Consider the following 13,878-nt stretch of genomic DNA (forward strand, 5'->3'; position numbering starts at 1 on the left):
GGTCGACCCGACCGCTGCAAGAACGGAGCAGTCCGATGCGCAAACTTCTTGTGATTCCCGTGTGCGCCGTCGCCGCCGCTTGCGATACGGTGGCGCCGGTTCAGGGCACGGAGTTCAATACGTCGCAATACCAGGCCCAGCGCGAGGCGCAACTGGCGGGGCAGGGCGCAGCAGGCAATCCGCTGTTGCCGCCCCCAGCCATCTCGCAGGAGCCATGGTCGGCCGAGTCCTCCGCCGTCACCTATTCCACCGATGGCAGCGCCGCGGATATCGCGAATCAAACGGCCGCAGCGCTCGCCAGTACCTCCACCCAGGCACCGGCCCCGGCAACGGTGACGTCGAGCGGCATTTCGCAAGAACAGGATTTTGCCGCGGTCTCCAGCAGCCGCAGCATTCAGGATGACGCCGCCCTGATCGAGAGAAACCGTCAGACCTATGAGGTGGTCGCCCCGACGGCGGTTCCTCAGCGTGGCGCGGACGGCCAGCCCAATATCGTGCAATACGCATTGTCCACTACTAATCCGGTCGGGGCACAGATCTACAGCCGGTCCGGGTTCAACCTTCAGGCCAAGGCGCAACGGAACTGCGCCAAATACCCATCGGCAGATCAGGCTCAGATCGATTTCCTGGCCAGCGGCGGGCCACAACGTGACCGCAAGGGCCTGGACCCGGATGGCGACGGCTTTGCCTGTGGCTGGGACCCCAGCCCGTTCCGCCGTGTCGTCGGCAACTGATCTCTCGCCGATCTGGCACCCATCCCCCAATTTCGGCCCCCGCCGGGATGGGCTGAAGCCATCTCTGGTGGTTCTTCACTACACCGCGATGAACAGCGCCCGCGCCGCGCTCGAGCGTTTGTGCGACCCGGCGTCCGAGGTATCGGCCCACTATCTGATCGGCTGTGACGGAACACTCTGGCAGATGGTTCGTGAAGAGGATCGCGCCTGGCACGCCGGGGTCGGCGAGTGGCAGGGACAGAGCGATATCAACTCCCGCTCGATCGGGATCGAACTCGACAACCGAGGCGATCATCCTTTCGCCCAGGCGCAGATAAGGGCACTCGAGCGGCTTCTGCCGCAGATCATGACCCGTTGGTCCATACCGGCCGCCGGCGTGATCGGTCATTCGGACATGGCGCCGGGGCGCAAACACGATCCCGGGCCACGTTTCGACTGGATACGACTCGAACGTCAGGGGCTGGCCGCGCCGCGCGCTCACGCCGCCCCTTTGTCGCGGCCCGAGGCCCATTACTTCCGCGCCGTGGCCCAAGCCGCCGGCTATACTGCTGCTGTCGATGATGAAACGCTGCTCGCTGCTGTGCGGTTGCGCTTTCGGCCCTGGGGTAGGGGAGGGCTGGCCCCAGAGGACGTGGCTGCATTGCCGCAGCCGCACCGTCTCGCCTGACCAACCTTCATCTGGCCCAAAATATCCCGGGGTTGAATTGGCCGAAGGCCAAGAAGGGGCTGGCCCCTTGTCGCTTCCATTCCTCTCTTGACGTGCCTGGGTCAGGGGCATACCCAATTCGATGCGCGGAGGGCCGGATGGCCGCTGGGGCCTAGGCCCGAGAGGAAAGTCCGGACTCCACAAGGCAACGGTGCCGGGTAACGCCCGGGCGGGGAAACCCGACGGAAAGCGCCACAGAAAACAAACCGCCATGAGACGCCGAAGGTTCGCCTCCGGCAGATCATGGCAAGGGTGAAACGGTGGAGTAAGAGCCCACCGCGCCGCTGGCAACAGCGGCGGCACGGCAAGCCCCACCGGGAGCAATGCCAAATAGGGTCCCCACGCGGGCCGGTCGGCGTCAGCCGATACCGCCGCTAGGCCTGCCTTGGCCGAGAGGGACCGGGTTGGCAGCTTGAGCCGCGCAGCAATGCACGGCCTAGAGGAATGGTCATCGAAGGGGGCAACCCCGGAACAGGATCCGGCTTACAGGCCCTCCGCGCATCCGCTGCCTGCTGGTATTTTCCGGTGGGGACTCAAGTGCTGGCGGGCCGAAAATTCGCCTCGTTTGCCGTCGTTCCAAGAAATTCAAGGCCTCGGCCAGTTTATTCCGGTATCACGTTTCGAATCCGGTTGACTCGGGCGCGCGAGCGGGTAAAAGCGCACGCTCATAGGAATTCAACCGAAAGGCCCCTGCCTTTTCGGACGCAGGAGATAACCATGGCGAAGCCGACGACAATCAAGATCCGTCTGAACTCGACCGCGGGCACGGGCCACTTCTACGTGACCAAGAAGAACGCGCGCACCATGACCGAGAAAATGACCGTGCGCAAATACGACCCGGTCGCTCGCAAGCATGTCGAGTACAAGGAAGGCAAGATCAAGTAATCTGCCTTTTCAGACGCAAGACGAAAAAGGGTCCTGGCGCGGTCAGGACCCTTTCTTGTTTTCAGGCAGTTTTCAGGCAGGTTGGTCACCGGTTCACCCCTTTCGCGCGTTGCAGTGGTGCATCAGCACGCCGGGTATTCTGTTCGCCTGCGGGTTGCTTTTGCGGCCACCCTGGCCATAGGCTTTGGCAAACCTCCACAAAATGTTGAGCGCCATGAAAAAAATCTTGTTGCCTGCCATCGCCGTTCTGACCCTTTCGGCTTGTGAGGATCCTTGGAACCGGCAGGGTGTCGGGTTCACTGGCATTGACGGCGAACCGCGCACCGTGTCCGACGTAAAAGGCGCCGTCGCCTTTACGCCGCCTGCCACCAACGTCCCGGCCGAGCTTGCCCAGCTTCCGGCGGTTCAGGTTCAGACGGACCAGGCAGCGTTTGACAAGATCGCCGGCGTGGCCATCGACAACGGCGGGCGTACGGCCGACACCGCAGTGCAACTCGTCGGCAGCAGTACAGACCTCTTCCTGAGCACGGTCAACGTGAACGGCACGCTGTTTGGTGTTGTCCGTACCGCCAGCAACAGCACTAAGGTGGACAACTCGGTGGGTGCGGCTTTCGGGCGTGAGACCGAACGCTTCACGGGCTGTCTGGCCGCTGGCGATGTCTATCGCAAGGGCAACTCCTCGCGCAGTTCGGGCTTTGCGGTTCCGTTGAACTGTAGCTGATCCGAACGAAATCGAACTTGGGTTCAGGGGCTCTGCCGGTGGGCAGGGTCCTTTTCGTTTGGGAGCGGGGCAAAAAAACGGGCCCGGAATGGGCCCGTTTCCTGACAGGATTCTGCCGCTGGTTACTCACGATTTCCAAGCAGTTGCAGCAGGAACATGAACATGTTGATGAAGTCCAGATACAGGTTCAGCGCGCCCATGATCGCGGATTTGCCCAGCCACTCCTGGTCGCCGTGCGCGGCGTGCTGAATGTAGGTCGCCTTGATGTTCTGCGTGTCATAGGCGGTCAGTCCCGCAAAGATCAGAACGCCGATGATCGACACGGCGAACATGATGGCGGGCGACTGAAGGAAAATGTTGATCACCATGGCCACGATCAGGCCGATCACGCCCATCATCAGGAACGTCCCCATTCCCGAAAGGTCTTTCTTGGTGACATAGCCATACAGCGACAGGCCGGCGAAGGCGATCGACGTGATCAGGAACACCTGGGCGATCGAGATGCCGGTGAAGGCCACGAAAATCCAGCTCATGCTCAGGCCCATCACGGCGGCGAAAGCATAGAAGAACAGCTGGGCGCCGGCGGCGCTGAGGCGGTTGATGGCGGCGCCGAAGGCAAAGACCATGATCAGCGGGGCGAACATCACGATCCAGCCCAGGATATTCGGGCTGAGCGTGATCGGGTCGCGGAACACCGACAGCAGCTGCGGGCTGGTGCCAACGGCCCAAGCCACCGCAAACGTGATAAGCATGCCCACGGACATCGTGCCGTAGACCTTGTTCATGTGGGCGCGCAGGCCCTCGTCGATCTGGGCAGTGCGTGCGCCGGCCGCCGTGCGGACGGTGTCGAATTGTGCCATTAAGGGTCTCCCTTGAATCCATTCCGATCCGCGATGCGGACCATTCTGACGGCAAATATCGGAGAGTCGGGCGCATGTTTCAAGGGTCTTGGCGGCAAAACCCTCGGAATTGCGAGCAAAATCGACACCGCCGCCATCGGCGGTGTCAACGCTGCCAAAATGGGGTTAATAGCGGCCCGAGATCCAGATATCCGGCGCATCCCAAAGGGGGCGTGCGGCCTCGGCCTCGGCCTGCGCGCGGGTGACGCCGATATCTTTCAGCAGACGGGCGTCCAGCCGCGCCAGTGCGCGCCGTTGGCGAGGCAAAGAAACAAGGCGCTGCAGCCATCCGGTTTTGCGCGGCGCCTGCGAGGGGCAGGAAATCGCAATTTGGGTCATGTTTATTGTCCTTTTGTCAGGAAGTGATGGGGGTAGAGCATTCAATCAACTTCCTTGATCTATATGGCGGTCTCTGTCATATATGAAAAATGAATGTTTATGAATTGAAGCATAAGGATTTCTGATATGCGAAATCTCGACATCACGACCCTCAGGTCGTTCGTCGCCGTGGCCGATCATGGCGGCGTCACCCGAGCCGCGGGATTTCTGCACCTGACTCAATCGGCCGTGTCGATGCAGCTGAAGCGGCTCGAGGAACTGCTTGGGCTTGAGTTGCTGGACCGGTCGGGCCGGACGATCGCCCTGACGGCCTCGGGGGAGCAACTGCTGGCCTATGCGCGGCGCATGGTATCGCTGAATGACGAGGTGATGTCGAAGCTGACCGATCAGGCCTATGAAGGCGAAGTGGTTCTGGGCGTGCCGCATGATATTGTCTACCCGGCAATTCCCCGGGTTTTGCAGCGGTTCAACGCCGACTTCCCCCGTGTGCGCGTACAACTGGTCTCATCGTATTCGATCCAGTTGAAAGAGATGTTCCGGCGCGGCGAATGCGATGTCATTCTGACGACCGAGGCGTCGAATGGCGATGGCGGCGAAACCATCGCCGAACTGCCTTTGCGCTGGATCGGAGCATCGGGCGGGGCGGCCTGGCGCCGTCGGCCCCTGCCGTTGGCGCTTGGCCGCCGCTGTCTGTTCCGTCCGCAGGTCATCGCGGCTCTGGACGCTGCGGGCATCCCCTGGGAACTGTCGGTGGAAACGGAAAACGACCGCACGATCGAGGCCACGGTCAGCGCCGATCTGGCCGTGCACGCGATGCTGGAGGGGACCGAGGCCGCGCATCTGGAAAAGATCGACGCCGGCGGCGCGCTGCCCGAATTGCCGGCCCACATGATCAACCTGTATGGCGGCGACACGGGCCGAGGACCGGTGGTCGAGGCTCTGGCCGATCTGGTCCGCCAGAATTTCCGGATGCTGCGGGGCGGGCCGCTGCGCGCGGTCGCCAGCTGAACCGGTCAGGGCGTGATGACGACCTTGCCGGTGGATTTGCGCGACCGCAGCAGGTCCATGCCATCGGCCACCTTTGATAAAGGCAGGACATGGCTGACATGCGGTTTGATGCGGCCCTCGGCATGCCAGCGGAACAGGGTTTCAAAGCTGCTGCGCACGATCTCGGGCCGGAACTTCAGATAGCCGCCGATATAGACTCCGATCACCGTCAGGTTCTTGACCATCACGTGGTTGGCTGGGATTTGCGGAACCTCGCCGCCGGCGAAACCGACCGGCAACAGGCGACCTTCGGGATTGGTGGCGCGAAAGGCGGCCTTGAATACGTCGCCACCGATCGCATCATAGACGACATCCGCACCGCCCAGGTCCAGCACCCGCTGCCGCAGATCCTCGTCCGCATCGATCAGGTGGTCCGCCCCGGCGGCTTTAGCTACGGTCAGCTTGTCGGTGCCGCGTGCCTGCGCGATCACGGTTGCGCCCATCAGCTTGCCGATCTCGACTGCAGTCAGCCCCACGCCGCCGGCTGCGCCGGTCACCAAAAGCGTCTCGCCCGGCTGCAGGCGGGCGCGGTGATCCAGAGCGATGTGGCTGGTGCCATAGGCGATCTGGATCGCAGCGGCTTCTTCGAAGCTGCAGGACGGCGGCAGCATGACGGCCCGGTCGGCGTCGAACACGCCGAATTCCGCCAGCCCGCCTTGCCCCGAATAGACGGCCACACGGTCGCCCGGGACAAGGTGGACGACACCGGGGCCGACGGCGTCCACGACCCCTGCGATCTCGAGCCCCAGCGTGAACGGGGCAGGGGGTGTGTCTTGATAGGTGCCCTTCTGCATCAGGAGGTCGGCAAAGTTAAGGCCGCAGGCGTGGATCTTGACGCGGATCTGTCCGTGGCCCGGCTCGGGTGTTGCGATGTCGTGCAATACGGCCTGGGCTGTGGCCGAGGGAATTTGGTAGGCGAGCAATTCGTGTCCTCCGTGGTCGCGCTCTAGGCAGGGGCAACCGAGTGAGATTGTCAATCTTCAATGGCGGGTAACGTTCCGGACCTGCGCCGAAATTCCCTGATTCAGAGTGATTTGGCACGCCGGAACGAACGTACAACCGTAAAGTTCTGTTGACCGGCTCCGACTCAACCTTCTTGAAAAGAATCGAAAATGGCGCAATGATGGTTTGCAGAAGTGCTGTTTCGGGGGCATTTCCGGTGTTGAAGGAGTGTTGTCCAGCGGCGGCCGGTATGGCGGTCTCTGTCGCGTTCGCGTTTTCCCGGGCGGTTGTGTGTAAGATAGGAGTGTACCAATGACCCATCATGTGGATGTCCATGTGGGCAAGCGCGTCCGGCATCGTCGCTGGCTGATCGGAATGACCCAGCAGCAACTTGCAGAGCAGGTCGGTATCAAGTTTCAGCAGATCCAGAAATATGAGACCGGTGCCAATCGGATCAGTGCGTCGCGCCTATGGGACATTGCCGAGGCGCTGGATGTGCCGGTCAGCTTTTTCTTCGAGGGTCTCGAAGACACGCAGAAATCCGAAAGTGGCAAAAAGTCGGTTCCTGCCGATCTGATGGGCGACAAAGAGGCGCTCGATCTCGTGCGCTCGTACTATGCGATCCCCGAGAACCAGCGCCGCCGTCTGTTCGAACTGGCCCGGGTTCTCAGCGACGTCGCCTGAGCAGAGGCACTTGACTTTGTGCGGTACCCGCCGCACCAGTCGCGTATGTCTGGTACCGCTTTGACCGATCTTGAAGTTGCGGAAAAACTGGCCGACGCTGCGCGTGCGGCCATTTTGCCGTTTTTTCGCCGACCCGACCTAGAGACAGCAAACAAGCAGCAGGGTGGCTATGACCCTGTGACCGTTGCCGACCGGGCCGCCGAGCAGGCGATGCGTGAGGTTCTGGCCGAATTTCGCCCCGAAGACGGGATCCTGGGTGAAGAGTTCGGAACCGTCACTGGAAGCTCGGGCCGGATCTGGGTGCTTGATCCGATCGACGGGACCAGGGGGTTTGTCAGCGGAACGCCGACATGGGGTGTGCTGATCGCGCTGGCGGATTCGACGGGGCCGATGCTTGGCGTCATCGACCAGCCCTATATCGGCGAGCGATTCGTGGGGCACGACACGGGCGCCTTCATGACGGGCCCGCTGGGGCAGGTCAGCCTGTCCACCCGAAAAACCGCCGCGCTCAAGGACGCGATCCTGTTCACGACCTTCCCCGAGGTCGGAGCTGACGACGAGGAACGGGCGTTTCGCGCGGTCGCCGAACAGGTGCAACTGACGCGGTACGGCATGGATTGCTACGCCTATGCGCTGCTGGCGGCCGGACAGGTCGATCTGGTGATCGAGGCCGGTCTGAAGCCCTATGACATCCAGGCCCCCATGGCCGTGATCCGGGCCGCCGGTGGCTTGGTCACCGACTGGCAGGGCGGCCCGGCCCATCTGGGCGGGCAGGTGCTTGCGGCGGCCAACCCCGACATCCACGCGGCGGCGCTGGACCTGTTGCGCCGGGTCTGACGCGGCTTGCCGCCCGGTATCTGTCCGGCTAGGGTTCTGCGGCCGGTTCTTCCGCCCGTTTTCCACCGGCGCGACGCACTCTTGTCATGAGACGGGCGAATCTCAGGAGTGCCAGATGACCGAATTCCTACTGAAAAATGCCGATGTTGTTCTGACGATGGACGACGCCCGGCAAGAACTGGCCGGGGCCGACATACTGGTCCGCGATGGGGTGATCGCCGGGATCGGGCATCGCCTTGAAGCCTCGGGCGAGATCCACGATCTGCGTGGCTGCGTGGTCACGCCCGGGTTGGTGAACACGCATCACCACCTGTACCAGACCCTGACGCGCGCGGTCCCGGCGGGGCAGGACGCGTTGCTGTTCGGCTGGCTCAAGACACTCTATCCGATCTGGGCGCGGTTCGGCCCCGAGCATATGTTTGTCTCGGCGCAGATCGGCCTGGCCGAACTGGCCCTGTCCGGCTGCACGCTCAGTTCGGACCACCTGTACCTGTATCCCAACGGTGTGCGGCTCGAGGACACGATCGCCGCCGCATCCGAACTGGGCCTGCGGTTTCACCCTACGCGCGGCGCGATGAGCATCGGTGAAAGCAATGGCGGTCTGCCACCCGATGCGCTGGTCGAATCCGAGTCCGCGATTCTGAACGACATGATCCGCGTGGTCGATGCCTTTCATGATCCGTCCGAGGGGGCGATGTGCCGGGTGGGGCTTGCGCCGTGCTCGCCCTTTTCGGTCAGTCGCGACCTGATGCGTGACACGGCGCTGCTGGCGCGCGACAAGGGCGTGATGCTGCACACTCACCTGGCTGAAAATGACGAGGATATCCGGTATTCCCAGTTCCGATTCGGGTGCCGGCCGGGTCAGTACGCGCAGGATCTGGGCTGGACAGGTCCGGATGTATGGCATGCCCATTGCGTCAAGTTGGATCGGGCCGAGGTCGATCTGTTTGCGCGGACCGGCACCGGGGTTGCCCATTGCCCATGTTCCAATTGCCGGCTGGGCTCGGGCATCGCACCGGTGCGTGCCCTGCGCGATGACAAGGCCCGCGTGGGGCTTGGTGTCGACGGGTCGGCCAGCAACGACAACGGCAACCTGATGGCCGAGGCACGTCAGGCGGTGCTGCTGCAGCGAGTCGCCAACGGTGCAGACGCCATGTCGGCCCGCGAGGCGCTCGAGATTGCCACGCGCGGCGGCGCCGATGTTCTCAACCGCCCAGATTGCGGCCGTCTGATGCCCGGTAAGCGGGCCGATATCGCGGTATGGGATATCAGCGGTGTCGAAAGTGCCGGCAGCTGGGACCCCGCAGCGCTGCTGCTTGCCGGCCCCAGCCGGGTCAGACATCTGTTCGTCGAAGGGCGGCAGATCGTCCGCGAGGGGCAGATCACCACCATCGACCTGCCGCGGGTGATCGAACGTCAAAACCAGCTTGCGCGCGCGCTGCAGGCGTGAAGCCCGACCCAGAGCGTTGCCTGTCGCACCGCCAGCGGCCTGCGCTGTCGGGCCGCTCAACCCAGCGCCCGGCGCCCTCGGATCCAGACCTGGGCCACCGCCCGGTCGTCGCCCATCATGATTGTGGGAAAGATGGCCTCCCAGATGTCATTCGCGCGCGCAACGCGCTGTGCGATGGCCGGGGTCGAGGACAGGTCGAGCACGACCAGGTCGGCTTCGAGCCCCGGGGCTACATTTCCAATGCGGTCATCCATCCGCAGCGACCGGGCCGAGCCGGCGGTACCCAGCCAAAGCAACTGCGCGGGGTGCAGGGGATGCCCGCGCAACTGGCCGATCTCATAGGCCGCGGCCATGGTCCGCAGCATCGAGAAACTGGACCCGCCGCCGGTATCCGTGGCCAAGCCGATGCGGTGGCCGTCGCGCATCAGCCCGTGCATGTCGAACAGGCCCGATCCGATGAACGTATTCGAGGTCGGGCAGTGAATCAGCGCGGCGTCGACCTCGCGCAGACGATCGCGTTCGCGCGGCTCCAGATGGATGGCGTGTCCGTACAGCCCACGCGGGCCCAGCAGGCCGAATCTTTCGTAGGTGTCCAGATAGTCGCGGGCCTCGGGAAACAGCGACCGGACCCATTCTATCTCGTCGGTCTGCTCGCTCAGATGGGTCTGCATCAGGCAGTCGGGATGCTCGGCCCAAAGCGCGCCCATCGCTTCCAGTTGCTCGGGCGTCGACGTGGGTGAAAACCGCGGCGTGATGGCATAAGAAATCCGGTCCACGCCGTGCCATCGGCCGATCAGCGCCTTGGACTGGTCATAAGCCGTCTGGGCGGTGTCTCGCAGGCCGTCGGGTGCGTTGCGGTCCATGCAGGTCTTGCCGGCCACCACACGCTGCCCGCGGGCCTGCGCTTCGGTGAAGAACGCGTCGACGCTTTCAGGATGGATCGTGCAGAAACTGCACATGGTGGTGGTGCCATGCGCCGTGGTCAGGTCCAGATAGCGCCCGGCGATTTCGGCGGCGTGGTTCGGGTCGCCGAAGGTCATCTCTTCGGGGAAGGTATAGGTGTTAAGCCAGTCGATCAGCCGCTTGCCCCAGCTGGCGATGATCGCGGTCTGGGGGTAGTGCACATGCGGATCGACGAACCCGGCCAAAATCAGGCGCGCGCCATGGTCATGGGTTTCGGCATCGGGATGCGCGGCCGCCAGCGCTTCGGCCGAACCGAGCGCACCGATCCGGCCGTCTTCGATCAGAACGGCCTCGTGCAGCCGGGCGGCCCGGTCGGGGTCAGCCTGGAAGGGCGACTGCTCGAAACTCAGAACACGCCCTTTCAAAAGCGTTTTTTGCGCCATCGGCTTCGATCTCCGGCTGATTGGAACGGTGTCGCAGCATAAGCCTGCGAAAGATGCGGGTAAATTGCGCCATTGTCATTGTTTTCCTGTAGCTGCTTCTTTTATTAGGGGCCAATCCAACGGACGGGGCAGCGCATGACCACAGGCAATGACGAAATCGTGATCGACCAGCCCCGCGACGAAGATGCCTACGCGCTGGATCGTAACACCGTGGCGGCAATCCTGCAGGCTGTCGAGGACAGAGACCGCGATCGGCTGGTCGAGCTGATGGAGCCGCTGCACGCAGCCGACATCGCCGACCTTCTGGAACAGATCAGCCCCCATGGCCGCTCGCAGCTTCTGCATCTGTATGACCGCGAGTTCGACGGCGATATACTGTCCGAGCTGGACGAATCCGTGCGTGAAGAGGTCATCGCCGAATTGCGGCCCGACGTGCTGGCCGAGGCCGTTCGTGAGCTGGAAAGCGACGATGTGGTCGATCTGCTGGAAGACCTCGAACAATCGCAGCAAGAGGCCGTTCTGGAGGCGCTCGAACACTCGGAACGGATTGCGGCGCAAAAGGCGTTGTCCTACCCCGAACACTCGGCCGGCCGCCTCATGCAGCGCGAAGTGGTCATGGTGCCCGAACACTGGACTGTGGGGCAGACCATCGATTTCATGCGCGCGCACGAGGATCTGCCGGACCAGTTCTATCATGTCGTGCTGGTCGATCCGCGGCTCAAGCCGGTGGGGCAGGTCACGCTGGGCCGGTTGATGGCGGCGCGGCGCGATACGCCGCTGCGCGACATCGCCGAGGAAGAATTCCACATCATCCCGCTAACCCAGGACGAAGAAGATGTCGCCTATGCCTTCAAGCAGTACCACCTGATCTCGGCGCCGGTGGTCGATGATGACGGGCGGTTGGTCGGGGTCATCACCATCGACGACGCGATGGAGGTTCTGGACGACGAGCACGAGGAAGACATGCTGCGCATGGCCGGCGTGGACGAGGACTCGAGCCTGTCTGACACCATTCTCGAGACGGCGCGCGGGCGGGCGACCTGGCTGTTCGTCAACCTGCTGACCGCGATCTTTGCGTCGCTGGTGATCAACATGTTCGCGGAAACCATCGACCAGATGGTCGCGCTGGCGGTACTGATGCCGATCGTGGCGTCAATGGGCGGCAATGCCGGCACCCAGACGATGACGGTGACCGTAAGGGCCATCGCCACCCGCGACCTGACAGCGAATAACGCCCTTCGTGTTCTGTTCCGCGAGATTTCGGTGGGCGCGTTGAACGGCCTGTTTTTCGGATTGCTGATGGCAGTCGTTGCGAGCTTTTGGTTTGGTATCCCGATGCTGGCGGCGGTCATCGGTCTGGCGATGGTGCTGACGCTGGTGGCGGCGGCGCTGGGCGGCATTCTGATCCCGCTGGCGCTGGACCGTCTGAACATCGACCCGGCCTTGGCTTCGGGGCCGTTCGTCACCACGGTGACCGATGTGGTCGGGTTCTTCGTGTTTTTGGGTCTTGCCGCGCAGGTGCTGCTGTGACCGGGTTGGCCGAGATCAAGGCCGCGGCGCGCAAGGCCGCCTTTGCCCGGCGCAAGGCTGCATTCGATACTCGTCCGCCGGGCACGGCCGGCCGCCTGTCCGAGGTGCTGGCGGGGTATCGCGGCGTGCCCCTGTCAGGCTACATGCCGATCCGCACCGAGATCGACCCGCTGCCCGCCATGGCCGAGGCCGCGGCCTATGGGCCGGTCGGCGTTCCGGTTATCCAGGGGGCCGGGCAGCCGTTGCAATTTTCCCGCTGGACACCGGACAGTCCGCTGAAGGACGGCCCGTTCGGTGCGAAGGTGCCCGACGTCGATGACTATTTCGATCCCGAGATAGTGATCGTACCCCTGGTGGCCTTCGATGCCCGTGGCGGGCGGCTGGGTTATGGCGGCGGGTTCTATGACCGGACGCTTCAGCGGTTGCGTGCCCGGCGCGCGACCTTGGCGATCGGTTTCGCCTTTGACGCGCAAGAGGCCGACAATCTTCCGTTGGAACCCACCGATCAGCCCCTGGACATGGTCGTCACCGAGAGCCGGGTTCTGAGTTTTCGAACCTAGTTCTCGAAATGGGCGCGCAGATAGTCCCAGGCATCGACTTCGGTTCCGTCCGCCAGCACGCAGACACCGTATTCCGAGCCGTCGGCGTTCTTTCGGATTTGATAGTCGCCGCCGTTTTCTATGCAGAAGGTGGCCGCCGGATTGGCCATCGTGGTTTTGGTCTGCGCCTGGGCGAAGGTTGCAACAAAAACCATGGTTGCCGTCACAATAAGTTTTTTCAATGATACCTCCCGAGGTTGCAAATCAATGAGGGCACGTTTGCACTTTTCTGAAATATTGCAAGCTGGTGATGGTCGGGCTTTTACACGGTTCCGCCTTGTTATTGCCGTCTGCTGCGCCTAGGACCGCGATATGAGAATTCTGTTTTTGGGCGACGTCATGGGGCGCGCTGGTCGAACCGCCATCAAGACCCATCTTCCACGCCTGCGCGAGGAATGGCGGCTGGATTTCGTCGTGGTCAATGGCGAGAACGCCTCGAACGGCATGGGCCTGACTGGCGACCATGCCAAGCTGTTGCTGGACTCTGGCGCCGATTGCGTCACGCTGGGCGATCATGCCTTCGACCAGAAGGACATGCTGCAATTCATCGAAAGCGAACCGCGCGTCGTGCGGCCGGTGAACTTTGCCAAGGGCGCGCCGGGGCGGGGCCACCGCCTGTTCACCGCACCCGGCGGCCGCAAGGTTCTGGTGGTTCAGGTGCTGGGGCAAGTCTTCATGAAACGGCCTTTCGACGATCCGTTTTCGGCCGTTGAACCGATCCTCAAATCGCACCCGCGCGGCGGGCAAGCGCAGGCCGTCATCGTCGACATGCATTGCGAGGCGACCTCGGAAAAGATGGCCATGGGGCATTACTGCGACAAACGCGCCAGCCTTGTGGTGGGCACCCATACGCATGTGCCCACGGCCGACGCGCAGATCCTGCCGGGCGGTACCGCCTATCTGACCGATGCAGGCATGTGCGGCGACTATGACTCGGTGATCGGCATGGACAAGCAGGAACCGATGCGGCGGTTCATCACAGGCATGCCCAAGGCCCGGTTCACCCCCGCCAATGGCGAGGCCACGCTGAGCGGCGTTTTCGTGGAAACCGATGACCGGGACGGCCAGGCGAAATCGGTCTGCATGGTGCGTGTGGGCGGGCGGCTGCAACAGGCCGGGCCGTGATCGCATGGCGGGCTTGCCCTGTCCGCTGCAATGC

General features: G+C 63.1%; 16 protein-coding genes and 1 other RNA gene. 12 read left to right on the plus strand and 5 right to left on the minus strand.

All coding sequences use genetic code 11. The features are described 5' to 3' along the window. The first annotated feature begins 35 nt into the window (after positions 1–35). The 5 genes from AC2FMM_RS02040 (at position 36) to AC2FMM_RS02060 (ending at position 3,046) form a co-directional block, all read left to right on the plus strand. Positions 36–734, plus strand: a complete 699-nt coding sequence (locus tag AC2FMM_RS02040; protein WP_496712214.1) for a hypothetical protein — start codon at positions 36–38, stop codon at positions 732–734. After that, complete coding sequence (locus AC2FMM_RS02045) at positions 673–1,401, plus strand: N-acetylmuramoyl-L-alanine amidase (protein WP_496678687.1); 729 nt, start codon at positions 673–675, stop codon at positions 1,399–1,401. Before AC2FMM_RS02040 ends, AC2FMM_RS02045 begins: the two co-directional genes overlap by 62 nt. A 125-nt stretch (positions 1,402–1,526) precedes the next feature. Beyond that, positions 1,527–1,942: RNase P RNA component class A (rnpB, locus tag AC2FMM_RS02050), an RNA gene on the plus strand. A gap of 215 nt (positions 1,943–2,157) precedes the next feature. Continuing rightward, positions 2,158–2,325, plus strand: a complete 168-nt coding sequence (gene rpmG / locus AC2FMM_RS02055; RefSeq protein WP_005630270.1) for a 50S ribosomal protein L33 — start codon at positions 2,158–2,160, stop codon at positions 2,323–2,325. A 214-nt stretch (positions 2,326–2,539) separates the two neighbouring features. Beyond that, on the plus strand, positions 2,540–3,046 hold the full coding sequence (locus AC2FMM_RS02060) for a hypothetical protein (RefSeq protein WP_496795658.1): 507 nt from the start codon (positions 2,540–2,542) through the stop codon (positions 3,044–3,046). 122 nt (positions 3,047–3,168) lie between these two features. Here AC2FMM_RS02060 and AC2FMM_RS02065 read toward each other — a convergent pair whose 3' ends face one another. Together AC2FMM_RS02065 and AC2FMM_RS02070 are read right to left on the minus strand one after the other, a co-directional pair. Continuing rightward, complete coding sequence (locus AC2FMM_RS02065) at positions 3,169–3,906, minus strand: Bax inhibitor-1/YccA family protein (protein ID WP_496678691.1); 738 nt, start codon at positions 3,904–3,906, stop codon at positions 3,169–3,171. Positions 3,907–4,071: 165 nt separating this feature from the next. After that, positions 4,072–4,284 (minus strand): DUF1127 domain-containing protein, encoded by a 213-nt coding sequence (locus AC2FMM_RS02070; protein WP_496795659.1) that lies wholly within the window; start codon positions 4,282–4,284, stop codon positions 4,072–4,074. Between the two features lie 126 nt (positions 4,285–4,410). Between AC2FMM_RS02070 and AC2FMM_RS02075 the strand changes: the two genes are divergently transcribed. Further along, the gene (locus tag AC2FMM_RS02075) at positions 4,411–5,292 is read left to right on the plus strand and encodes a LysR family transcriptional regulator (RefSeq protein ID WP_496678694.1); all 882 of its coding nucleotides are present in this window, start codon (positions 4,411–4,413) and stop codon (positions 5,290–5,292) included. A gap of 5 nt (positions 5,293–5,297) precedes the next feature. Here AC2FMM_RS02075 and AC2FMM_RS02080 read toward each other — a convergent pair whose 3' ends face one another. After that, positions 5,298–6,254: an NADPH:quinone oxidoreductase family protein gene (locus AC2FMM_RS02080; RefSeq protein WP_496795660.1), complete on the minus strand. Its 957-nt coding sequence runs from the start codon at positions 6,252–6,254 to the stop codon at positions 5,298–5,300. A gap of 331 nt (positions 6,255–6,585) precedes the next feature. Between AC2FMM_RS02080 and AC2FMM_RS02085 the strand changes: the two genes are divergently transcribed. The 3 genes from AC2FMM_RS02085 (at position 6,586) to AC2FMM_RS02095 (ending at position 9,244) form a co-directional block, all read left to right on the plus strand. Then, complete coding sequence (locus AC2FMM_RS02085; protein ID WP_149774650.1) at positions 6,586–6,957, plus strand: helix-turn-helix domain-containing protein; 372 nt, start codon at positions 6,586–6,588, stop codon at positions 6,955–6,957. Between the two features lie 45 nt (positions 6,958–7,002). Beyond that, on the plus strand, positions 7,003–7,794 hold the full coding sequence (gene hisN, locus AC2FMM_RS02090) for a histidinol-phosphatase (RefSeq protein ID WP_496795661.1): 792 nt from the start codon (positions 7,003–7,005) through the stop codon (positions 7,792–7,794). A 115-nt stretch (positions 7,795–7,909) separates the two neighbouring features. Then, on the plus strand, positions 7,910–9,244 hold the full coding sequence (locus AC2FMM_RS02095) for an 8-oxoguanine deaminase (protein WP_496795662.1): 1,335 nt from the start codon (positions 7,910–7,912) through the stop codon (positions 9,242–9,244). 56 nt (positions 9,245–9,300) lie between these two features. On the opposite strand, the gene guaD is transcribed toward AC2FMM_RS02095, so the two are convergent. Beyond that, the gene (gene guaD, locus AC2FMM_RS02100; protein WP_496685858.1) at positions 9,301–10,590 is read right to left on the minus strand and encodes a guanine deaminase; all 1,290 of its coding nucleotides are present in this window, start codon (positions 10,588–10,590) and stop codon (positions 9,301–9,303) included. Positions 10,591–10,725: 135 nt separating this feature from the next. Between guaD and mgtE the strand changes: the two genes are divergently transcribed. Beyond that, positions 10,726–12,120, plus strand: coding sequence for a magnesium transporter (gene mgtE, locus AC2FMM_RS02105; protein ID WP_496795663.1), 1,395 nt, complete (start codon positions 10,726–10,728; stop codon positions 12,118–12,120). Then, a complete protein-coding gene (locus AC2FMM_RS02110; protein WP_496741058.1) occupies positions 12,117–12,680 on the plus strand; it encodes a 5-formyltetrahydrofolate cyclo-ligase in 564 nt (187 codons plus the stop codon). The genes mgtE and AC2FMM_RS02110 overlap by 4 nt, the downstream gene beginning before the upstream one ends. Here the strand turns inward: AC2FMM_RS02110 and AC2FMM_RS02115 are convergent. Then, positions 12,677–12,901 (minus strand): putative hemolysin, encoded by a 225-nt coding sequence (locus AC2FMM_RS02115; protein WP_496795664.1) that lies wholly within the window; start codon positions 12,899–12,901, stop codon positions 12,677–12,679. The two genes, AC2FMM_RS02110 and AC2FMM_RS02115, sit on opposite strands and share 4 nt — an antisense overlap. Positions 12,902–13,031: 130 nt before the next feature. On the opposite strand from AC2FMM_RS02115, the gene AC2FMM_RS02120 reads away from it, so the two are divergent. Further along, positions 13,032–13,844, plus strand: coding sequence for a TIGR00282 family metallophosphoesterase (locus AC2FMM_RS02120; RefSeq protein WP_496685866.1), 813 nt, complete (start codon positions 13,032–13,034; stop codon positions 13,842–13,844). Positions 13,845–13,878: the final 34 nt, after the last annotated feature.

This window comes from Ruegeria sp. BHSC043 (assembly GCF_059612985.1).

Coding starts and splice junctions, on each gene's coding strand:
- AC2FMM_RS02040 (WP_496712214.1), top strand. CDS start 36: ATGCGCAAACTTCTTGTGATTCCCGTGTGCGCCGTCGCCGCCGCTTGC.
- AC2FMM_RS02045 (WP_496678687.1), top strand. CDS start 673: ATGGCGACGGCTTTGCCTGTGGCTGGGACCCCAGCCCGTTCCGCCGTG.
- rpmG (WP_005630270.1), top strand. CDS start 2,158: ATGGCGAAGCCGACGACAATCAAGATCCGTCTGAACTCGACCGCGGGC.
- AC2FMM_RS02060 (WP_496795658.1), top strand. CDS start 2,540: ATGAAAAAAATCTTGTTGCCTGCCATCGCCGTTCTGACCCTTTCGGCT.
- AC2FMM_RS02065 (WP_496678691.1), bottom strand. CDS start 3,906: ATGGCACAATTCGACACCGTCCGCACGGCGGCCGGCGCACGCACTGCC.
- AC2FMM_RS02070 (WP_496795659.1), bottom strand. CDS start 4,284: ATGACCCAAATTGCGATTTCCTGCCCCTCGCAGGCGCCGCGCAAAACC.
- AC2FMM_RS02075 (WP_496678694.1), top strand. CDS start 4,411: ATGCGAAATCTCGACATCACGACCCTCAGGTCGTTCGTCGCCGTGGCC.
- AC2FMM_RS02085 (WP_149774650.1), top strand. CDS start 6,586: ATGACCCATCATGTGGATGTCCATGTGGGCAAGCGCGTCCGGCATCGT.
- hisN (WP_496795661.1), top strand. CDS start 7,003: ATGTCTGGTACCGCTTTGACCGATCTTGAAGTTGCGGAAAAACTGGCC.
- AC2FMM_RS02095 (WP_496795662.1), top strand. CDS start 7,910: ATGACCGAATTCCTACTGAAAAATGCCGATGTTGTTCTGACGATGGAC.
- guaD (WP_496685858.1), bottom strand. CDS start 10,590: ATGGCGCAAAAAACGCTTTTGAAAGGGCGTGTTCTGAGTTTCGAGCAG.
- mgtE (WP_496795663.1), top strand. CDS start 10,726: ATGACCACAGGCAATGACGAAATCGTGATCGACCAGCCCCGCGACGAA.
- AC2FMM_RS02120 (WP_496685866.1), top strand. CDS start 13,032: ATGAGAATTCTGTTTTTGGGCGACGTCATGGGGCGCGCTGGTCGAACC.